15 protein-coding genes and 1 pseudogene are annotated in these 21,423 nt (G+C 49.9%); 6 read left to right on the top strand and 10 right to left on the bottom strand.

From position 1 onward, the window contains the following. The first annotated feature begins 21 nt into the window (after positions 1 to 21). Both A3849_RS12065 and A3849_RS12060 read left to right on the top strand, forming a co-directional pair. Complete coding sequence (locus tag A3849_RS12065) at positions 22 to 1,074, top strand: suppressor of fused domain protein (protein WP_074111647.1); 1,053 nt, start codon at positions 22 to 24, stop codon at positions 1,072 to 1,074. 216 nt (positions 1,075 to 1,290) lie between these two features. After that, positions 1,291 to 2,598, top strand: coding sequence for a DUF5050 domain-containing protein (locus A3849_RS12060; RefSeq protein ID WP_074111646.1), 1,308 nt, complete (start codon positions 1,291 to 1,293; stop codon positions 2,596 to 2,598). Between the two features lie 78 nt (positions 2,599 to 2,676). Here the strand turns inward: A3849_RS12060 and aroA are convergent, their stop codons facing one another. From aroA to A3849_RS12025, 7 genes are read right to left on the bottom strand one after another with little or no spacing between them, the layout of a single operon-like run. Further along, complete coding sequence (gene aroA / locus A3849_RS12055) at positions 2,677 to 4,047, bottom strand: 3-phosphoshikimate 1-carboxyvinyltransferase (RefSeq protein WP_256700745.1); 1,371 nt, start codon at positions 4,045 to 4,047, stop codon at positions 2,677 to 2,679. Continuing rightward, complete coding sequence (locus A3849_RS12050; RefSeq protein WP_074111645.1) at positions 4,004 to 5,242, bottom strand: Coenzyme F420 hydrogenase/dehydrogenase, beta subunit C-terminal domain; 1,239 nt, start codon at positions 5,240 to 5,242, stop codon at positions 4,004 to 4,006. The genes aroA and A3849_RS12050 overlap by 44 nt, the downstream gene beginning before the upstream one ends. Positions 5,243 to 5,260: 18 nt before the next feature. Next, on the bottom strand, positions 5,261 to 6,439 hold the full coding sequence (locus A3849_RS12045) for a glycosyltransferase family 4 protein (protein ID WP_074111644.1): 1,179 nt from the start codon (positions 6,437 to 6,439) through the stop codon (positions 5,261 to 5,263). Positions 6,440 to 6,460: 21 nt separating this feature from the next. Beyond that, positions 6,461 to 6,895 carry a hypothetical protein gene (locus tag A3849_RS12040; RefSeq protein ID WP_074111643.1) on the bottom strand — a complete coding sequence of 145 codons (435 nt, stop codon included), beginning with the start codon at positions 6,893 to 6,895 and terminating at the stop codon, positions 6,461 to 6,463. A gap of 45 nt (positions 6,896 to 6,940) precedes the next feature. Further along, on the bottom strand, positions 6,941 to 8,953 hold the full coding sequence (locus A3849_RS12035) for an alpha-amylase family glycosyl hydrolase (RefSeq protein ID WP_074111642.1): 2,013 nt from the start codon (positions 8,951 to 8,953) through the stop codon (positions 6,941 to 6,943). Between the two features lie 2 nt (positions 8,954 to 8,955). After that, positions 8,956 to 10,095, bottom strand: a complete 1,140-nt coding sequence (locus A3849_RS12030) for a DUF1611 domain-containing protein (protein ID WP_074111718.1) — start codon at positions 10,093 to 10,095, stop codon at positions 8,956 to 8,958. Positions 10,096 to 10,115: 20 nt separating this feature from the next. Continuing rightward, complete coding sequence (locus tag A3849_RS12025) at positions 10,116 to 11,258, bottom strand: DUF1611 domain-containing protein (RefSeq protein WP_074111641.1); 1,143 nt, start codon at positions 11,256 to 11,258, stop codon at positions 10,116 to 10,118. A gap of 199 nt (positions 11,259 to 11,457) precedes the next feature. Here A3849_RS12025 and A3849_RS12020 point away from each other — a divergent pair, with 199 nt between their 5' ends. Both A3849_RS12020 and A3849_RS12015 read left to right on the top strand, forming a co-directional pair. Next, positions 11,458 to 12,369 carry a LacI family DNA-binding transcriptional regulator gene (locus A3849_RS12020; protein WP_074111640.1) on the top strand — a complete coding sequence of 304 codons (912 nt, stop codon included), beginning with the start codon at positions 11,458 to 11,460 and terminating at the stop codon, positions 12,367 to 12,369. Between the two features lie 49 nt (positions 12,370 to 12,418). After that, positions 12,419 to 13,684: an MFS transporter gene (locus tag A3849_RS12015; protein ID WP_074111639.1), complete on the top strand. Its 1,266-nt coding sequence runs from the start codon at positions 12,419 to 12,421 to the stop codon at positions 13,682 to 13,684. Here A3849_RS12015 and A3849_RS33960 read toward each other — a convergent pair. Then, positions 13,640 to 13,837: pseudogene (locus A3849_RS33960) on the bottom strand (hypothetical protein); the annotation flags it as partial. The gene A3849_RS12015 and the pseudogene A3849_RS33960 overlap by 45 nt on opposite strands. Positions 13,838 to 14,413: 576 nt before the next feature. Here A3849_RS33960 and trpS point away from each other — a divergent pair. Further along, the gene (gene trpS, locus A3849_RS12005) at positions 14,414 to 15,430 is read left to right on the top strand and encodes a tryptophan--tRNA ligase (protein ID WP_074111637.1); all 1,017 of its coding nucleotides are present in this window, start codon (positions 14,414 to 14,416) and stop codon (positions 15,428 to 15,430) included. After that, a complete protein-coding gene (locus A3849_RS12000; protein WP_074111636.1) occupies positions 15,430 to 15,639 on the top strand; it encodes a hypothetical protein in 210 nt (69 codons plus the stop codon). The genes trpS and A3849_RS12000 overlap by 1 nt, the downstream gene beginning before the upstream one ends. 124 nt (positions 15,640 to 15,763) lie before the next feature. Here A3849_RS12000 and A3849_RS11995 read toward each other — a convergent pair whose 3' ends face one another. Both A3849_RS11995 and A3849_RS11990 read right to left on the bottom strand, forming a co-directional pair. Further along, entirely contained in the window at positions 15,764 to 19,150 is a 3,387-nt protein-coding gene (locus tag A3849_RS11995) for a GH36-type glycosyl hydrolase domain-containing protein (RefSeq protein ID WP_074111635.1), read from the bottom strand. Between the two features lie 52 nt (positions 19,151 to 19,202). Then, on the bottom strand, positions 19,203 to 21,368 hold the full coding sequence (locus A3849_RS11990; protein WP_074111634.1) for a glycoside hydrolase family 3 N-terminal domain-containing protein: 2,166 nt from the start codon (positions 21,366 to 21,368) through the stop codon (positions 19,203 to 19,205). Positions 21,369 to 21,423: the final 55 nt, after the last annotated feature.

Here is a 21,423-nt window from a genome sequence, read left to right as displayed (position 1 = left end):
ACATTCTGGGAGGGAAAACATATGAGCGAAGAAGAATTGAACGCAGATGGCTGGGAAGCCATAGATGAAGCTCTGGAGCAGCTCTATGGAGAACAGGAGCAGAAGCATTACGGAACCGCCATACCCTACATGCTTGGCGGACCAGATCCGCTGAATGGAATCAGTGTTTACGAAGTACGTGAACCCCTGCCACATTGGCATTTTGTAACCTACGGATTTTCGGAGCTGTATGAAAAAGAAACGGAAGATCCCGGGTACAGCGGATATGGCTTCGAATTGACCTTCCGGTTATTCAAATCCGCTGCTGAAGATGAGCCTCCGGCTTGGGCATTGAATCTGCTGCAGAATCTGGGCCGTTATGTGTTTAACAGCGGGAATGTGTTCCGTTCCGGGGATTATATGGATGCGAATGGGCCGATTGCCCTTGAGTCGGAGACGGCGCTGTCAGCATTGGCTTTTATTACAGACCCTCTGCTTCCAGGAATAGACACTCCTAATGGCAGGGTAGAATTCCTCCAGCTTGTGGGGATCACGAATGATGAACTGTCGGCAATGCAGGTCTGGAATACTCTGGGCGTGTTGATGGAAATGTCAGAGCACATTCCGCTATATATAACTGATCTACATCGGAATTCACTCCTCAAGCTCCCTGCAATCGCCGAAGCCGTAAGGCTGGGTAGTGAAAGCGAAGGCTCCAATACCGGTGCACTATACGTCGATCAATTAGCTTGGGAGAACCCGGAAGACGATTCCATCCAGACTCTGCAGCTGGGAGCTAAGCAGGCCGAGATCGTAGGCAAGCTGCTGCATGGGAGACTCCTAAAAGGACGAATCTTAACTTTGGCCGGTCCTGAGGTTACGGTCAGCTTCGAGACAAGCGTCACTCGCAGCATCGAAATTCAGAATGATAATGTTGTCCTTAAGCTGGATGAGGCTGTCTCGGAAGCCATATCAGAAATTCTCCGTCCGGTAGCAGGGCTGTATCGTCTCACAGACTGGCCGGAGTTTGCAGTGCGTATCGTACCTACTCATATCACCGACCATGAAGGAATTGTTGTAAAAACCATTGGATAATCATTCACAACCCTATAGGCAGTTACTTTCAGTTATGGGATTTTTGTTATTTGCACATTTATACATGCCATTTAGCCCTTACTATATTCATTCAGCTCATGTTTCAAGAGGATAATAATGGTTCTTTTGCTTCATATATTTTCCTTCGTTTAATCCGATATCTTAGTAAGGTATAGTTTTTTACTCATACCATTTCATCTACAGAGGAGTCGTCAAATGAAGAAGATTCAGAGGTTAGCTAAAAGATTGGGGTGCATCCTGCTTGCAGGTGTATTGATCAGCTCTGCTCTAGGGGTAGGAAAGCTGACTCCACACGCATCCGCAGCGGCAGCGGAGAATGGGTATGCTTACTATAGCTCGGAAGACGGGGCCTTATATCGTGTACCTACTGCCGGGGGTAGCGCTCAGATGATCTCTGAGTATTTCGAGGGGTCCTATCTGAACGCAACCAGCAAGTATTTGTATTTCTTTGATAATGAGGACACTAGCAAGCTGCAGCGTTTGTCTCTGACCGAACCAGGTGCGCTGATCAGCAACTTTGCCGGCGACAAGGATATTTTATTTTACCAAATCGAAGGTGACTTCATCTATTTCATGGATGACAATGGCGTGATCTACCGATCGTTGGCTGATGCGGCTGATGATACCCAGATCAAGCAAATTGCGAATAACGCAGATACAGAATTCCCAGGCTTCTCCGTGGAGAATGGCCGCATTTACTACAATGTTTTGAAGAACGGCACAAACACCTGGGCAGCCTCGAAGTCCCGGGACGGCAGTGGAAATGTACAGTATATCGCTCAAGGTGCCATTCCATCTTATTCCTATATCCATTCGAGTCCTTCTACGGTTTCTGTAATGGTAGATATCAAACCTGCGGAAACGTATTATTCTCTGAACTCCATGGTTCTGTACACTCTTCCGGTGAATGGCGGAAACCCCAAGGCAGCCAACGCCAAAAGCCCGCTGGATGCGAATGCAACCTATTCAGGCTTCTGGTCCAATGATTATTATGTCTATAACAAAGGGGTTACAGTAGACGATAATGATGATTACGTGTATTCCAAGAGCAAAAGCTATGCGATAGATAAAAACGGGAAATCGTTTCAGCTCAATCAAAGCGGGGTTGTCAGCCTTGCCGATATGGGCGGAAACAAGCTGGCATACGTCGGAAGCAATGGTAAAGGCTACATCAGTACTATCGCCAACGGTAAAGTAACCAGTACAAAAACACTTGCCCTAAGCCAGGTGACAAATGTCTATAACCTGAAGAATGGTACAGCCGCCGGACAAATCATATTTTATGCAAGCGGCGGGGCTTATGCTGTAAATGCGGATCTATCCTTAACCAAATTAAATGGCGTAACTTGGGATAATAGCTCCATCTTTAACGATGTATCAGGAATCTACTATTATAACGCTGAGGATAATCAGAGCCTCTATAAAATGAGCGCTGACGGTAAAACGAAGCTGAAGCTCACCGACGGACCTGTGTCAGAAATCTATACAGTTACCACTAAATAATATTACTCGAAAGTCACAGAAGCCCACAGTACTGCATCATGCAGTGCTGTGGGCTTTTTCAGCAAAAAGTACCGATTATCATTCTGAACGCAAAATATCAATATGAGCTAGCTGCGAAAGGTCCTCTACAAAACCCGGGTAGGATACGTCGATACAGCTGCAGTTGCGGATAATCGAAGGCTCATCCATACTGCTGGCGAGAACAGCGGCGGTCATGGCGATCCGGTGATCACCTGAGCTGTCTACAATAGCAGGTGATGGACGCTTGCCGCCATGAATGACCATATCGTCTTCACCACATGAGGTTTCTATGCCAAAAGCTCTTAGTACCCCCGCAGTAGTCTGAATCCGGTTCGTATCCTTGTCTCGTAATTCCCGGCAGTTCCTTATTACAGTGTTCCCTTCTGCGAACGCCGATACCGCAGCCAACAAAGGAACCTCGTCAATCAAGCTCTGTATCCGCTCGTTACCTTCAGCAAGGACAGGAGACAACCGGGCTCCAGGTATACAATAGATATCTGCAATGGGCTCCCCGGATAGTAGATCCTCTTCCTTTTGCAGCATCAAGTGAAGTCCCATCTCCCTAAGCAGGTGGAAGAACCCCATCCGGGTCGGATTGACACCCACTCGTTTAATCGCCAGGCTGCCTTTGTGCTCCATTCCCCGAATAGCGTATGCTGCCAGCAGAAAAGCCGCTGAGGACAGGTCGCCTGGAACAATCACATCCTTGGCGGAAAAGTAACTACCTCCCCTCAGGGAAGTAAGATCGCCCTCGGCCTGAATATCAATGCCGAAATATCGCATCAGGCGTTCGGTATGATCACGGCTTTGGCAGCTTTGCCGATAACGCGTGATCCCATCCGCGAACAATCCCGCGAATAGCAGAGCTGACTTTTCCTGTGCGCTGAATACGGTGGCTTCCATGTCTATCGGAGACAATGGCGATGCTCCCTGAACCCGCAAAGGCAGACAGCCCTTTACACCAAGATATTCAATAGAGGCCCCCATGTCCATCAAAGGCTGAACCACCCAATCCATCGGCCTTGCCGATAGCAGTGCGTTCCCGCCAAGTTCCGCTGCAAAGGGCTGTCCTGCCAGCACAGACAGGATCAGCCGGGCCGATGTGGCCGTATTCCCAACCTCAAGTCTGCCCTCTGGTACCTGCAAGCCCCGCAGCCCTCTCCCATAGACTGACAGGTCATCACCATTCCATGCAAACGTTACACCTAATTGGCGCAAAATAGCGATGCAGCTCTGAATGTCACGGGAACGCAGCACACCCTGTACAGTGCCTCTGCCTTCGGCGATAGCGTTCAGGACAATGGCCCGCTGAGAGATGGATTTGTCTCCGGGAATCGAATGGAACACCAAAGAGCCTACATCCCGCTTCGCTCTGATTCGCAAGTCACACTTGGCCGGTAGCTCGACCCTGTTCTGTACCAATTCCAATTCTGATCACCTCGTCATCCGAGAGTATTTGCGAATAGTCCATATCTCTTCCGGGAGCCAGCGGAATCCGCCGGTCGCCCTTCGCCGCGTAGCTGCGGTAACGCTGCCTTTTACGCTCCAGTCCAAGGTTGTTCTCGAAGATATAATCGACTAGTTCCACCGCGTTCCGGCGCAGCGCAAGCGCAAGTAGATCAGCTCCCGTCCTCGTACGCACCATAACCGTGGATGAAGCCTTGGCGGATACTCCGGCCTTGCTGGAATCAAAAATATTGGGGTCCCCATCCGAAATCGAGATATCGGCAACACCTGACCACCAATCCGGGCAAGCCAGGCAGCGAAAGGTCTTGAACTTCTTGAACTCCTCCACCAGCCTATAGAAGGGGAGATAATGCTCCTGACCCTGCCTTGTCCTGACCACGAATTGTCCAGGATATTGCCCTTCCCTGTAGCGCATAAAGACAACATCAGCCAAATCGATGCCGAGGATCTCTGTAATCAGATGTTCAGTACCGCCAAGGGAGGTATTAGAAGCACATCCAAGCTCAATCGTGAACGCTACCTTGCCAGCCAGCATAGAGGAAGGCAGATGCTCCGGAAGATTCAGCAGCTTGTTGATTCCTTGAATCTGGCACGGCACACCTATAATGCCTATCTTGTCATATCTGCCGTCCTTTAACAGATCCAGATTCGGCGTAATGCAGTAGCTGGTCTGTGCGCATTCGATAATCCGGTCCACCGAATCGGCAAGGTATGCCTTCGGCACCCAGGGACGTTCTTGATCTCTCCCTACCACAATCACCGCATCGGCTAAGTTCTCCTCCAGCGCCGTGATCGCCAGGATCGTCGCCGCCCCGCCGGCTGCTGCCCGGCCCAGGATCTCCGGGTCCGCAGCCGATAATTGATAGGTGGACAGGTAAATACCGGTCCAGCGTTCAAGCTCGGATCGGTTGCGGCCGAAAATGCGGCGCTCGGATTCCATCACACCTGTGTCATACCCCGGGCACACTTCCGAGCAGAGATTGCAGCTTCCGCAGGTGTCCACTGCTTGGCTCTCCATGCCTTGAAATACGGGAAGCGGAACGGAATCCCCGTTCATTGCCAGCAGGCCTTGAGGGCATACTGAGGCGCATAATCCACAGGAAGTACAGAGCGATAGATCAAGAATCTCTTCTTTGAGGGTGAAAAAAGATGTCATCTCAGCACCTTGCCTTCTTCATAATCTCACGCCGCTCAGCGCGGAATAGACTTCTCTGGTTCTCTCAGCAATAGGGTGCCAGTCATACCGCAGCCGGACTTCCCGCAGGGCTGCCTCCGCAAGCCGGTCCCCCTCCTCAGGATTACGGAGAAGATACAGAATCCGGCCCGCAAGCATATGGGGCTCATCAGGAATGCTGATGAGCCCGGTCCGCCCGTGCTCCACAATCTCTGCAAGTCCTCCGATATCTGACGCAATTACCGGGGTACCGCTTCCCATCGCTTCAAGCGCTACAATACCGAAGGGCTCATACAAACTGGGAAATACACAAACATCAGCAATCTCCAGCAGATAGCTTTTCTCCAGACTATCCACAAAGCCAGTGAACCGGATGCTTGTACCAAGCTCGGCCGCACTTGCTTCAAGTTCGGCCAGCATGGGGCCCCGGCCTGCGATAATGCATGTACAGTGCGGGAATTCCCGAATCACCTCATGCATACTTTGCAACAGTACCTGCACCCCTTTTTCCTTGACCAGCCTTCCAATGAACAAGACAATCTTTCCGCCATCCTGCGCATAATGTTCTCTTCTGAAAGAATGGGCAGGCATGAGCTCAAGTGAACAGAGATCAATACCGTTGGGAATCACCTCTGTCTTTTGCTTGTCCAGGGTATGCACGGCGCAGACTTCATTTTGCATGTGCAGACTGCATACAATAACCTTGTCAGACGAGGAGACCAGTTCGTGTTCGATGGTATGGATCGTTTGCTGCTGCGGCGTGAATAATCCCTGATTTCTTCCGTGTTCTGTAGCATGGATCGTCGTAACAAGCGGCAGGTGAAGGCGCTGGCGCAATAGAAGAGCCGCATAACCGACCAGCCAATCATGCGCGTGAATTAGGTCGAACCTGATGTTCCCGCTTAGCTGAGCTGTCACGTAATCCACAATCGCCAGATTGAATTGAAGCACCCAATCCTCGAAGTCAGTCAAATTCTCATAAGAATTCACACGGTGCACGTGTACGCCGTTCTCCACCTCCAGCACAGGCCGCCCGGGCGCAGTATTGGTGACTACATGGACTGCCGTCTGATCAGCCTGCAAATGCCTGGATAATTCATAGACATGAGGGGCAATCCCTCCAATCACCAAAGGCGGATACTCCCAGGACAGGATTAAGACAGATACGCTTGATTGCATAGGTTGCCCCCTCCAAATCTCTCAGTGTGCAATAAGTGAATAACCTGTGAAGAATTCCCACCATGTATTTTGCTCCAGCAGCGGGGGTGAGGAATGATCTCTTTGAAAGGATAGCCAGTCCACAGACTCGGTCAAGAGGTCTTCAGAAATATATAAAATATTTGACCTCAAAATCGGTACAAACGTTTGCACTTTTTTGATTATCCCCAAATCTGCGTAATAGTAGCGGTTTCCCGGCCTGGGAATTTGCATGTCCAGCGCTTGTCCAAGCGGCCTATCCACCTGAAACAGAAACTGTGCAAATTTATTGTCGGCAGAGAGGGAGGTAAGGCGGACAGCCTGCTGCAGCTCATGCCATCCACTTTTAAAATGCCAGGCAATCATGCTCCTTGTGTCTTCGCCCAGCGTAGTCTGGAAGACCAGGCGCGCTCCATCAAACTGCAATCTCTCATCCAAACGCATCATCTCCTTTTGTACAATTGGATGAATTCTTGGCGGCCATTACTCCTGCCACTCCACAATCATTTCGGATACCCCCTCCGGTGGCGTATGCAAGCTATGGGCCACTCCCTGCTCCCACCGCACGATACCGGATTCACTTCTTAGCAGAAATTTGCATTCGATCACGCAATCCGCTGGCAGACTAATGTCACAGTACCAGGTGGGGTACCGATAGACGATATGGTTATAGAATGGTCCTGCGGCCCTGTCCACTTCCCATGCTCCAAGCTCGTACACATTCCCTGTCACAAAGACCTGTGAATCATATTCGGTGAGTATATTCTTGACCACCAGCCTTACCGTAACCAGCTTTCCTGTCCATACGGTCAGCTCTTCCGTCAGCAGAAACTCCGTCTCCCCGTTCCTCAGCCCTTGTATGTGATGTGTGCCCGCTGGTATCGCCGGAACCTTGGCAATGATCCTATCGGGATTCCAGGAAATAACAGTTGCTGCATACCCGCCAACCGTCAGACTGCCTGAGTCACCCAAATGTCTTCCCTGAATAATTAGCTCGCTTCCCGGCGCCGCCGCTTTAGGGTAGAAGTGCAAGGATGCCGTCTCCTCCGAATCAGACTCATACGCATAGACATAAGCAGACCGCGGAGCCATCACCATATTCTGTATCTCCCCTTCAGCTCCTGGAGCCACTTCACAATCTGCAAACACGTCTCTCAGGATGCTGGAATACGGGCCTTGCGGAAGGGACGTCACCAGTGGCGGCAGAACATGTTCTTTCTCTTCCAGATTGAGGAGGACCAGAACAACATCTTCCCTGTATCTACGCTCAAATGCCAGTACCCTGGTGTTCACATGTAGCAGCTCCGTACTACCATAACCAATCGCAAGGTTACTTACCCTTAGACGATTAAGCTCCGCTATAATCCGGTAGGCGGGTGTCTCTCTGCTGAAGGAACTCATCATGGCACGGTTAAGCGGGTCATCCCCTCCACTCATGTACTGCTCGGTTCCATAGTACACGACCGGCAGGCCTGCGGAAGTCAACAGCAGCACAAGCGCCAGATCTGTAAGCGAAGGGTCCGAGTCCTGTGTAAACCGGCTCATATCATGATTATCCAGAAAAATAAGCTGATCGAACAAATGCTTATAGCATCCAGATGATTCACACAGCATATCAGCGAACGCTTCGAAACCCCTTACGCCGTGAAAGCTCTCCCGCATCGAATGAGTGAACATGAAATGCAGCAGGCTCATCCCGCTGTTATTGGCAAACGCAGCATTATCCTGCGATCTTCCATGTGCTTCCAGGAACCATTCCCCGAAGAGATACGCCGGTTTTCTGGCATGAATGAAACCAGTGAATGAGGTTAGCCAGCCTGGAGGAATATGTTTGGCTGCGTCAATTCGGACCCCGTCGACCCCTTGATCCAGCCAGTAAGCAATACCTTCGCGTAAAAGCTCATCTGCCTGAGGATTCATCTGATCCAGTCCGGCAAGGTCATACAGGTTGCGGTACAGCGAATCCTCGGCATTCAGGAAAGAAGTGCCGCCATTATGCAGGAACACACGCTCCATATCTCCCGAGTATGCAGCCACAAGCTCTCCAGCGCGGTACAATGCGCCATTCTCCATGTAAGCAGGCTGCAGTTCCAGTGCCGGTGATGTATGATTGGGCGTAAAATCAATGATGATCTTCAGTCCATGCTCATGCGCAGTGTTCACCAGAGCTCTGAAGGTGTCCAGTGAACCAAAATAAGGGTTGTGCCTGAGGAAATCTCTGGGCCAATAGCCATGATAGGAAGCCGTGCCTGCTTCATCGCCCATGCAGACATGAATGTTCTCTGCCGGCTGTGAGATCAGAATCGCAGAGATGCCCATTCCCGTGAGATATCCGTCCTCAATCCTGGAGATAATTCCTTCCCAATCGCCGCCAAGATATTTCCGCGGATTGCTTGAATCGGGACTGAATAGCTCAGCCGGTGGACGGTTGCCAGGATTGCCTTCGCAGAATCGGTCGGTGATAATCTGATAGATGCATTCGCCCGGATTCAGCATAATTACATCCCTGAACCGGCCGAGACGGCATTCGCTGCTTCAAGTATGAGGTTCATGGTTTCTTCCACCTGTTCAATAAAAAGTACATGAGTTTGGAATTTCCGTTCCAGTTCAAGCTTGCGGGCGGTTCGTTGTTCCTGGGGATAAATCTCATATTGCCCGTAAGAGGTCTCCATCTTATCTGGAAGCAATAGGGCAAGTGGCCGCCTGGAGTAGATTCTTAGTATTTCAATCGCATCGTGAATATGCTCGTCATCATCATAACCGGCAATCAGTAGTACAAACTCCGGGTCAAAGGTCCGTAGCATCGCGTATCTCAGAGAGTTGAATGCAATATTCATAGTAGGAAGGATGGAGCTTTGCCCCGCCATGATGATCCACTCGCTCCCACTGCGCTCAGCCTGATGAATAACGGAATCTATATAATACGGATACTGCTGAAGCGGACGGTGTGCCAGAAATTTGAAGATATCTCCTTCGGGCTGCCGGAAGAGGAAACCGGTTGGTTCCGTGATGAAGGCTGTCACCGGAATGCCCCGCGCCAGAAATTTCCGATAGAGATTCATTTGTACGGTAAACTTGCCTATGCATCCCCGGGTGGCAAAAATCCCAACCCTCTTAATCGTCCGGGGGCGGGAAAACATCAACGCCTCCTGCTCGAACTGTTCCAGATAGCGCTCAATATCCGTTTTGCACGTAGAGTAACGCTCGTCTATCTCTTGAAGAAGATGCTCCCGTGGACTGTGAACCACTTCGATCTTTAATTGCTGCTCGGCCATCCAGCTCAGCGTATCCCGGTCATAGATTTCATGCACACTAACCATCTTTATGCCCCGGTCTGAAGCGTACATGACCAATTCGCGCCATAATCCGGCCAGATCATGCTCGGCGAATACACCCTTATTCCCGCCAAAAGTAGTGCCCGGATCGTTTAGGATCAGAGTGTCCGCACCATTCAGTCCTTCTTCCATAGACCTATGAATGAGTATCCCCGCGTGTTTCCCGTCTACCTGTTCTCCAGCATCTTGTCCGTCTTCCTGTACGAAGTCGATCACCGACACAATCTCCACGTCCAGCAGGTCACGAAAGCGAACCAGACCCTGCGTTATTTTATTGAATGGATACAGCACGACTCTCTTCATATTCGCTGCCTCCGCCCGGTTCATAATCTGACAGTCTTCTTATACTGGGACAGCTTGGCGGCTAGTCTGCCAATATCCAGCACAGATTCGACATGCTCGGCTTCAAAGCGGCTGCGGATCTCTTCCTTGCGTCGTTCGATTTCTTCAGGGGTCTTCCAGATGTATTCTCCAAAATCAACTTCGTATTTATCTGGGATCAGAATGGCGAAAGGTCGGCCGGCATTGCCGTATATGCGAAGAATATCGAGACTGTCTCTGATCTGCTCATCATCATCATACCCCGCAATCAGGATCGTCAGATCCGGCCGGAAAGCCCGTAAATAAGAAACCTTGGTCGCTGCAATCACGAAGTTCTCATTCGGCAGCAGGGAACCTTGCCCTGACAAAAGCACATAATCATAGCCTTCACTCTCCGCCTCCCTGACAGCTGCATGAATGTAATACGGGTATTGATTCAGCGGCCTGCGGGCAATAAATTTCATAATATCCCCGCCCGGTTGGTTGAACAGTGAAGCAGTAGGCTCGGTTATAATCGCCTTGACCTTCTCACCAGCCTGCTTAAGTTCTCTGAATAATGACATTTGGGCAGTAAACTTTCCCAGGCAGCCTCTTGTTGCGAATATCCCTACCTTGCAAATATTCTGGTTATAAGCGGTTATCTGCGCGTCTACATCAAAATAAGATAAGTAAGTGGCTACTTCATCACCAGGGGAAGGAAATACATATTCGGCTTGAAGCCGGTGCTCCAGACTTGCGGGGATTTGCGGCTCCACCTCAATGGTAATTCCATTCTTAAGTAGCCATTCCAGGGTGGGGCCGTCAATAATTTCATGCACACTGATAATCCGCAGCTTTCGCTCATGGGCACGGATAACCAACATTCTCCACAGCTGAGTGAGATTATGCTCGCCATATATGCTTTCGTTATTGCCAAACGAAGTTCCCGGATCATTCAAAATCAAGGTATCAGCAGCCTCAAGCACCTCTTCGATGTTGTCCGTAATCGGAATACCCGCCGCTCTGCCTGTAACCAGCTCCGCAGCATCTTTACCCTTATGCAGGACAAAATCGACAACCGCCACTACCCTGAAATCCGTCAAATCCCTGAATCTGACCATCCCTTGCGTGATCTTATTGAAGGGATACAACACCACATTGTCCATGCATAACCGCCTCCTATGATAGAGAAAATGATAGACAAAAATCGATAGACTTAACCGATTAAGCTGATACTACAATATTTTACATATTATATCAATACAAAGAAATAAAAGTATTTTCATGACATTCCGTATCCGGAATTGACTCTTGACCCGCTCTAATGTTAATCTTTAGAAAATTGACTAATAGGAGATTTGATTGTTGAAAAAAACAACTATGAAGGACATCGCCATCAGGGCTAACGTATCCGTTGCTACCGTAAGCTATGTGCTGAATCGTGTGGATAATCAGACCATTCCTGAGAAAACACGGCGCCAGATTATGCAACTGGCCGAAGAACTTCGCTATATTCCGAATCTGGCAGCCCGCTCACTTGCAAACCAAAAAACTGGTCTCGTAGGCGTATTGGTCCACAAATCCGAGCATATGCCTTATTGGAAGCTTCATGCCCAGCTCGCCTTTATTCATGCCTTGGAGCAGCGGCTTACAGCAGCCGGCTATCATACGCTGCTCTACTCACTGGATGAAGCTAACCCTTCGCTGGACATTATTGTCGAGCGCAAGCTGGAAGCCGTGTTTCTCATTGATGTGCTGGACGCATCCTTCTACTCGATCTCCAGACACTTTGTCGAGGGTATTCCCCTGATTCTGATTGACAGCATGATTGAAGATAAGCTGTTCAAGCAGGTGGTGTTCAATTACCGCTCGGCGCTTGAAGAGGCTCTGCCGGAGGATCTGTCGCAGGTCTGTTTGATTATGGAGAGCTTCAACAACTCGCTGCTAACCCGTTATATCCGTAGCATTGTTCCTCTGCCTGATGAGGCGGTCTTCGAGATCCGCGAACTAAAGGATTTGAGTCCAGCAATGGATCACCACCGCTTCAAGCAGGCGATTGTGATCAATGAATTCATTGGCAGCCACGTCGAGAAGACAGGCGGCTTCGAGCACCTGACTGTAATCTGTACCTGTAATTCTCCGCAAATGCTGGGTGAAAGCGTGGAGAAGCTTCTCTTCCAAGGGGATAAGGCAGAAGTCGCATTTGAACTCATGCTTAAACTTTTGCACGATTCCGACTATTCTGAGCAAGACAATAACTGCTATTTTGTCGACTAATTTTTTTTACGGATTCACTTAAACGCTTAAGTTGAAAGGGGAGAATACTATGTCCGATCCGGTTTTGGCTAGACAGGCGGTTGCGGCTGCACCCTCTTACCCGGGACTTTGGGCCAACAAAAAATTTCTACTGCTGCTCTGTTCCTTTTCCATTTCTCTGTTTGGCAATACCTTTCATAGCATTGCTCTAAGTCTTTGGGTGCTCCAGACCACCGGCAGCGCCAAATTAATGGCTGTACTGACGATCATTAACCTATTGCTGAGTTCACTGCTCGGATCTATTGGAGGAACGTTCGCGGATCGGACCAACCGTAGAAAGATTATGCTGATTACAGATCTGATCAGTTGCATGCTGGTAATCGTGCTCGCCTTGGTCATCTCCGTCCCTTCCTCTTCCTTCATTATTGTGGCTGTGCTTACAGCGCTCACCACCGTGTCGGCCCTGTTCCAGTCTCCTGCCTACCAGTCTTCCATTATCACCGTTGTTGGCAAAGAGCATGTCCAGCAAGCCGTTGGAATGCTTAATCTGTCGGAGAACATTTGCCGGACGGTAGGCTTTTCGGCAGGAGGAATCTTTGTCGCAACCTTTGGTGCGTCAGACGCCATTTTATTCGATGGATTCACATTTCTCGTCTCCTTCCTTCTCGTTCTTGCTGTCCGTTCCCTGCCGATGCCGACTCGCGTTAATCATGAGCACCAAGAGAAGAAGAAATTTATTCAGGATCTTGGAGAAGGTATGCGGTATATCTGGAAGTTTCCTTTTGCCAAGGCAGTCATCATTATGCTTCCGACGCTCACGTTATTCTTCATGCCTTCGCTGATGCTGACCCAGGTCATGGCCGTCAACGTATGGAAGTCCAGCCCGTTCCAGTTCGGACTCATGGAAGCCTGTATTCCGCTCGGTTATATGATTGGCTCAGGCCTGATTATGATACTCGGTTCCCGAATCAAACGGCGGGGTTTATTGATTATGATCGGCCTGCTATGTCTAGGCCCAATGTACATCCTGTTATCCTTCGTCCCTTCTGCGGCTGCAGCTATTCCTGTCATTCTGTTGATTGGATTCATATTCTCGTTCTGCACACTGCTAATCAATACCGTTCTACGGCTGGAAATTTCGGAAGAGCTTCAGGGCAGAGTCTTCGGCGTGCTGGGGTCCGTTATGAGTGTAGCTCCGTCGATCGGTCTGACCATTGTCTCCTACCTCTCGGATCATTTCACTCCCGGTCCAGTCATGGGTTCCATTGGATTGCTGCTGCTCCTGTTCGCTTTATATGCTTCTACTAAGCTCAAGGTCATCCGGAGTTATAGATAAGGTGATATTGCGCCGATAGGTAGGTGTTCTTTTTTCGTCCTGCAGCGAGACGATTTGAATAAACTCGGTCAAATTCCGCATCACCAGTGAATCCAAATGGAAGGCGTACCACATAAAAAGCAGCGATATAATGTTTCCAATCACTTTGCCAAAAAATCGGTTATGACCTTCTCATTCACCATCCCATAACAACTTAATCATTTGCCTCCTTATCCACTAATAATGTTCGAATAATCCATAATCAAACTTATTGTTTTTCATCTCTGCTTGACGAATCCAACTACCATAAGGTAATATTCCCCATATACAATAAACAACGCAGAAAAAGGGTAAGTAGACATTTCCTCAGTGGACTTGCAGAGAGCCGGTGGTTGCTGTGAACCGGTGTCCAGGATATGGTCGAATGGCCTTTGGAGTTGCTTTTCCGAACCATCCTTAGAGGGTGCAGTAGGGAAATGCCGGGAATCCCGCCGTTATCAGGGGAACGGTCTCGGGATGAGGGGTTACAGCATCTCCGCACCGTAATGAGAAGACTGTAAAGTCTGCACCTTTAGTGCGGCTGAGCAGTCAATTAAGGTGGTACAACGACAACTTCGTCCTTATCGGACGGGGTTATTTTGTTTTTTAAGGGGGTGATGGCCATGGAGGATGGCTGGTGGTGGCGGCTCACAATTCAATTTCACAAGCTTCACAAATATGTATACAACCATTTTAGGAGGATGTTCACTTATGACAGAACGTGTGTTGACAGGAGACCGGGTAACCGGAAAGCTCCACCTTGGCCATTATGCCGGCAGTCTGCAGAACCGGGTGCTCTTACAGGATCAGTATGAATCCTTTGTATTTCTGGCCGATGTACAGGCGCTGACCACCCATTTCGAACAACAGGAACTAATTCGCACCAACATCCGCGAGATGACTCTGGATTATTTATCCGTAGGGATTGATCCGGAGAAGTCTACGATTTTCATTCAATCCATGATTCCAGAGATTGCTGAACTCACTGTATATTTCTCCATGTTCGTATCCGTCAATGCGCTGCGCCACAATCCAACCATTAAGGCTGAATCCAAAGGACGCGGACTAGACGAGCTGTATTACGGATTTCTGGGGTACCCGGTCAGTCAGGCCGCTGATATTGCCATTTGCAAAGCAACGATTATTCCTGTTGGTGACGATCAGCTTCCGCATCTGGAGCTGGCCCGCAAGATTGTGCGCCGGTTCAATGAGTTGTATCACCCAATACTTGTAGAACCTCAAGCGATGATCAGCAATACACCGAGACTTGTTGGTACAGACGGAAATGCTAAGATGAGTAAAAGTCTGGGCAATGCAATCGAACTTGATTCTTCTGCGGAGGATATCGCCTACAAAATAAAAAGAGCGGTCACAGACCCCGCCCGTGTGCATAAAAATGATCCCGGACACCCGGAGATTTGCCCCATTTATGCTTATCATAAAGCTTTTGAGCCGGATCTGCTTACGGAAATACGCGAAGGCTGTGAACGTGGGATCATGGGATGCACAGCTTGCAAAGAACGCGTCACATTGACATTAGAGCAGCTGATTGCACCCATGCGGGAGCGCCGGGCCTTTTACGCCTCACGGCCACACCTGGTGGATGATATTCTAATAACCGGAACGAAGTACACCCGGGGGATCGCCAGTGCGACGATGAAGGAAGTCCGTGAAGCGATGAGCCTTGATTATTTCGGCCTCTCCGCCATGGAAAGAGGGATGCACTAATGCTGAGTTTACCGGAACTTGCCGTATTTTTGCTAGATAACAACTGCGACTTCGAGCTGATTACCCTTGAGACTCCTAGCCTTAGAACCCAGGATGCGGAGCAATACTTCGATCTCGCAAAAGCGGTACCTTCTTATCGTTCGACTGAATCGTATCCTTGCATTCATTGTTTGAGAAGCAGTCCCTTCTTCAAGCTGAAGGATGATTGATGGCGTGAAACATATAAATCCTTATATGTAAAAAATAAGCGGCCAGTGACCTCTTGTCATCCTGTTACGGATACAAGCATCACTGACCGCTTTTAAAATGCATTGCATATTGTTCCTATGAAGCTTACATATAAATGTCTACTAGCGTGCCTTCTGCGCTGCGTAGCCGGTCAAAATCAGCCCGCTTGATCCGCAGTCCGCCCAGGCGGTACGGATTCGCCAGCCGTTCTGCCGGAACTTCCTGGCCATTTACCTTAATCGACACTAGTTCACCTTGTGCGCAATGGTAGACAAACGTAGCAGATTTGCCGCCGTAGTCGAAGTCCAAACGGGTTCCATCCAGTTCATCCGGCAATACTGGATCAATGATCAGATCGCCGCCTTCTTCGCGGATACCCAGCACGTTCGAGATCAGCTGATTCATGTAGATCCCAGGACCGCTGGAGTAGATTCTCCATCCGCCTTTGACCGGAACCGAGCCGTCACGCAGTTCTGCAAAACGCTCCTGTGCTTCATACCGGTTGGAGAATTTTCCGTCCGAGCTGCTGAAATAGGAGTTGCTCTGACGCAGTTCCGCATTTGGCACCGCATCACGGATACCGATCGGGTTAATGACGGCCAATCCTTTCCATACCTGATCCCGTTTGCCGATCTTCGCCATCGCCTCAACAAAACGGATATGCGCATGGACATACTGCAGACCAATCTCACGGCCGAAATTCGCCGCCTGCTCTGCCCGTTTGAAGTGCAGACTGACACCACCGGCATATTGTGCCGGGTGATTCATGAGACGCACACCATCCGGACATAGGAATTGCTCTTGAATCAGCTTGTAATGCTCCTCCGTCTGTTCAGGAGTCAGCAACTCGCCAATCATGCTTCTAGTCATCGGCAGCAGCCGGTACTGGATGCCGGTCTCCTTGTCTTCGGGATGCAGCAACAGCTTGGCATGGGTAGGATCTTCGAAGTAAAGGAAGCCCGGGATCACATCGGTTCCCAGCATATAGCGGTTGAAGTCACCTTTGATTCCTTCCGCCAGTTCCTTCAGCTCCCCGGACCATGCACCATCGACTTCAGCCAGTACTCCAGATAGTCCAAGCACTGTCTGATACGTTAATGCAACGGTCCAGCTGCTAACCATGTACTGCTTCAGCTGAGCATTGGCCGGCTGCAAGGTGTCATCCCAATCCCCGTCACCATAGGAGGAGAGGAACGTATCATGCAGGAAATTCGTCTTGATATAATCCAGTTCCTTGACCGCATGCTCCCGCAGTGAAGCCGTTCCTTCTGTAAAGTCAAAATGATGTCTGCGTGTATACGGAAGCTGCACATCCAGAACTTCGTAATCCCGGGTCGCCCGCAGATAATCGCCAAGCACCTTCAGCGGCCAGACAATAATATCCCCGTGGCTTTCCTCCTGCTGAATATGTGTATATTTATCGAACATGAACCATTGCGGCCAGCTGCCATCATCCTCATACTGATGGGCGAACACGGTAAGCAGAATTTCTCTAACCTGTTCATACTTGTGGGTGGCCAGGAAATATTCCACCGGACCCTGACAGACATCGCGGGTTCCCCATGCAGCGCCGCCATATTGTTCCAGACCGTGAGGTACGGAATAATGAACCAGCATGTTGTGGGTGTACCACCAGGCCAGCGCATTTACCTTGAACAACTCCCCTTCGGTACCCCCCTTTTCCGTCAGCTTGAACCCATTCATGACTCCAGACAAAAACTCGCGGTACCGGTTAGCCTCGGTCTCAACCGAAGTGGAGCTGAGTGGACGAGCCTTGCCATCCAGCAGTCCCTGCAGAGTTAAGGTCCATTCAGCACTCTCTTGCAGCTCCATCACCACAAGGGATGCACTGCCTTGAACCCGGCCTTCTACCAGGATGGACTCATCGCCCAACTCGTAAGCCGCACCGTCCAGATGCATCCGGTAAGCCAGTTCAGGGTATACCTTCGCACTGGTGCCTGACTTCGCTGCCCGGAAGGTCAGCGTTCCATCTGCTGTGTCCTGAGACACTTCATAGGGAACCTCATACTCAGCCACATTCATGGTGATCTGGTTCGTGATCAGGAAACGGTAAGCGATACCGCCAGCAGAACGGACCTGCAGTCTAACCTCCGGCTCATTCATGGTAGTGTAATTGGTAATCACCAGGGTATCCCCGGCCGTTTTATAATACCAGCGTACATAGTTAAAACCGATTTCGAACAGCGAAGGCATCGTTAGCAGATGATATTGACCTTCAGAAAAGACATAAATACGTTGCCCCGAGGTCTTGTAGATGTTTAATGCGCTGCGGGCATTGGACATCATTTTATTAAAGTTGGTATTGCCGACGACTACCTGGGAATTAAAAATACCATACATATAGGAGGTTGTAGTCATTACCTCAGGATTCAGCCGGGCATTATCACCGCTCATTAGGATCTGTCCATGCGGACGTTCGACAAGCATCTCCTTATCCTTAAGCACCACGTGCTCGTAGCCGTCAGTAAAGAAAGCCAGCAATTTGCCATCCTCACGTTCCTCCTGGAACTTATGAGGGAACAGCAAATCGAGCTCAGCCCCTGTCAAAGGAAGGGTCTGCAATGGTTCACCGATCTGAGATTTAACCGATACCTCGTTCAGCCACTCTCCATCTGCAGACACGCTTCCCTGAGACTGTATCTGCTGCCAGGCCTTTTGGACTGTCTCTTTATACTCAAGCTCCGTAATTGCTGCCGGATGATCCTCCTGGAACAGTCCATAGAACGTGAAGCGTACTTCCCCTTCCAGCTGAACTTTTGCTGACTGCAGCGCTGTGTAGGCAAATTCATACTGATAAATCTCATTGGCAAGCTTGTCCTGGGACAATGCCTCGGGCTGATCGGTTTCCTTGTAGGATAAACCGAAGAATTGAAAGCCGTCGGTCGAATATCCCGTAGCACCTTCAAGCAAACCCTGCTGAAGATAAGGGAACTGTCCGGCCTGTGGCTGGTTCTGGCGGGAGCATACAATATACCCGTTCTCTTTACTTTCAAATACGGCATGATCGATATATTGGGACAGATAAGCCTCATTGCTTGTAACAGCTCCAGGAGACGCAATACCCACATCCTGAGTATAGATCACGTCCAGAAGAACGCCACTGCCTTCGATGGAGACATCCCAGAACCAGGCTCCCAGATCTGTCATGGAAAAGACTACCTGATAATGTATAGCATCTTCTACTCCTGGTCCAACCTGCTCTGCTGGAATATCGCCTTGCCATACCAAGCGGTCTCCGTCCTTACGGAAACGGCTGGCTGATTTCACGCCAAGCAGCGGAAATGCCTGAATTCCGTTCGAAGTATGAAGCCTTGCATATAAATTGCCCGGCGCACCGTCGACGCTGTTCGACAGGAGCTGATTAATCATCATTTTGCCGCCCAGAGCCTGGTAAAGATCACCACTCTCCAGAAATGTAAAGGCTAAATTACCCTTTTGTAACGACAGCCTGGTGCTAGATTCAATTGTCATTTCATTTCACTTCCTTATCTGATTAGGTAAGATGCCGCTATCGATGTACACATTATACCAACCGGAACATTGCGGACTGAGTGTCACGACTGCTGGCGCCGACATATACAGTAAATCGGCCGGGATCACTGGTATAGGACAAATCACTGTGGTGATAGCGAAGCTGGGATTCCTCGATATGGAAAACAATCTCTCTGCTCTCTCCCGGGGACAGCTGCACCTGTCTGAAATCCTTAAGCTCCTTGACCGGACGCACAGTCTCACCGGACATATCACGGATGTAGAGCTGAACGGTTTCCGTTCCGGCCTGGCTGCCCGTATTCGTTACAGTCACCTTGGCCTCCAGTGGACGGCTTACTGTCATGGTATCCGACGACAGAGAGAAATCTGCATAGGCAAAGGTTGTATAGCTTAGGCCATAACCGAACGGCAGCAGCGGTTCATTGGGAATATCAATATATTGAGAAATATAACGGTTGTCTGTTTCTTCCTCAGGTTTCGGCCGGCCTGTACTGTAAGCATTGTAGTATACAGGAATTTGTCCGACAGAATAAGGGAAAGACATAGACAATCTTCCGGAAGGGTTCACCTTGCCGTACAGAATATCCGCCAGCGCCGCGCCGCCTTCACTGCCCGGGAACCAGGCTTCCAGCACCGCATCTGCCACATCAAAGATTCCGTGCAGATCAAGTGGCCGCCCGTTGAAAAGAACAACAGCCAGCGGTTTCCCAAGCTTCTTCATCTCGCGGACCAGCGCAAGCTGAGCCTCCGGAAGCCGGATATCACTGCGGCTGCCCCCCTCTCCGCTCATGTCCGAGGCTTCGCCAAGAGCCAGTACAATAACCTCGGCTGCCGATGCAGCGTTCACCGCTTCAGTAAGATCAGACTCGGAGAGAGTATCGATACCGCATCCCTTCGCGATTACCACATTGCCGGGATCACTGCTTACCTTTTGCATGGACTCACCAAGCTTCACCGCAAGTTCCTTAGACCCCGTCCAGGACCACCAGCCAAGAATATCACCGCTGTCAGCGAACGGACCAATCAAGGCAACCCGCTGGTCAGCCTGAAGCGGTAGAACATTCTCATTCTTGAGCAATACACTCGACTTCTCCGCCAGTCTCCGGGAGACCAACCGATGCTCCTGACTGAACACAATTTGCTGTTCCAGCTCAGGGTCAGCTCCGCGCATTGGGTTCTCGAACAAGCCCAGCTTCTCCTTCAGGTTCAGAATCCGGAGTACGGCTTCGTCAATCATGGCTTCATCGACAAGCCCTTCAGCCACAAGCTCCGGCAAATGATTCACATAGCTTGTGGTCATCATATCAATATCAACACTGCTATGAATTGCCTTGAAAGCAGCTTCTTTGTCATCTTCCGCTGCTCCATGGGCAATAACTTCCTTAATCGCCGCCCAATCGGAGATCACGACCCCTTCGAATCCCCATTCGTCACGCAGCAGACCACGCATTAATCTCTGGTTAGCTGTGGCCGGAATGCCATTTACAATATTAAAAGAAGTCATAACCATTTCGGCGCCTGCGTCGATGGCCGCTTTGTAGGCGGGAAGATAATATTCACGCAGCTGACGTTCTGAAAGATCCACAGTGTTATAATCACGGCCGCCTTCGGCCAGTCCGTATGCTGCAAAGTGCTTCACACATGCCGCTACACGGGACTTGTCATCCTTTAGATTGTCTCCTTGGAAGCCTTGGACAAATGCCTTCCCAAACTCAGCATTCAGATAGGTATCTTCCCCGGTAGATTCCATCACACGGCCCCAGCGGGCGTCACGAACCAAATCGACCATCGGGGCAAAGGTCACATGCAGACCAGATACGGCTGCCTCACGTGCAGCAACCTCAGCACTTTGTTCAGCAAGCTTAAGATCCCAGGAACAGCCGATCGCCAGCGGAATAGGGAATATCGTTTTGAAGCCATGGACAATATCTGCCATGAACAGCAGTGGAATACCCAATCTGTTGCCGGCCAGGTGTTCCTTCTGAACTGCCATCATTTTCTCCGCGCCTGCAATACCCAGTACCGAACCGGCAGCCCGTTTGGTGTTGGAATCAATTCCGAGCTCTTCCATAGGGCCGGTAATCTCTGAATCATCACCCGGTTCATCATAAAAAGGAGCTGCCAGCTGAAGCAGTTGGGCTATTTTTTCTTCAAGGGTCATATGTTGCACATATTTGTTATACAGATGTTCAGTCAAAGCTCCTTACCCCCCAATGAAACGAAACGTTTCTTTTGTATTTCACCTTTTATAA

The organism is Paenibacillus sp. P46E (assembly GCF_001909095.1).
Lineage (GTDB): Bacteria > Bacillota > Bacilli > Paenibacillales > Paenibacillaceae > Paenibacillus_AQ > Paenibacillus_AQ helianthi.
Note: the sequence above shows the minus strand (reverse complement) of the source record. Positions and strands in the feature narration are given on the sequence as shown.

Excerpts from the sequence above, each read along its gene's own strand:
- trpS (WP_074111637.1), top strand. The coding sequence starts at position 14,414 with ATGACAGAACGTGTGTTGACAGGAGACCGGGTAACCGGAAAGCTCCAC.
- A3849_RS12050 (WP_074111645.1), bottom strand. The coding sequence starts at position 5,242 with ATGACATCTTTTTTCACCCTCAAAGAAGAGATTCTTGATCTATCGCTC.
- A3849_RS12035 (WP_074111642.1), bottom strand. The coding sequence starts at position 8,953 with ATGCTGAATCCGGGCGAATGCATCTATCAGATTATCACCGACCGATTC.
- A3849_RS12045 (WP_074111644.1), bottom strand. The coding sequence starts at position 6,439 with ATGCAATCAAGCGTATCTGTCTTAATCCTGTCCTGGGAGTATCCGCCT.
- A3849_RS12030 (WP_074111718.1), bottom strand. The coding sequence starts at position 10,095 with ATGAAGAGAGTCGTGCTGTATCCATTCAATAAAATAACGCAGGGTCTG.
- A3849_RS12015 (WP_074111639.1), top strand. The coding sequence starts at position 12,419 with ATGTCCGATCCGGTTTTGGCTAGACAGGCGGTTGCGGCTGCACCCTCT.
- A3849_RS12065 (WP_074111647.1), top strand. The coding sequence starts at position 22 with ATGAGCGAAGAAGAATTGAACGCAGATGGCTGGGAAGCCATAGATGAA.
- A3849_RS11995 (WP_074111635.1), bottom strand. The coding sequence starts at position 19,150 with ATGACAATTGAATCTAGCACCAGGCTGTCGTTACAAAAGGGTAATTTA.
- A3849_RS12000 (WP_074111636.1), top strand. The coding sequence starts at position 15,430 with ATGCTGAGTTTACCGGAACTTGCCGTATTTTTGCTAGATAACAACTGC.
- A3849_RS12060 (WP_074111646.1), top strand. The coding sequence starts at position 1,291 with ATGAAGAAGATTCAGAGGTTAGCTAAAAGATTGGGGTGCATCCTGCTT.
- A3849_RS12025 (WP_074111641.1), bottom strand. The coding sequence starts at position 11,258 with ATGGACAATGTGGTGTTGTATCCCTTCAATAAGATCACGCAAGGGATG.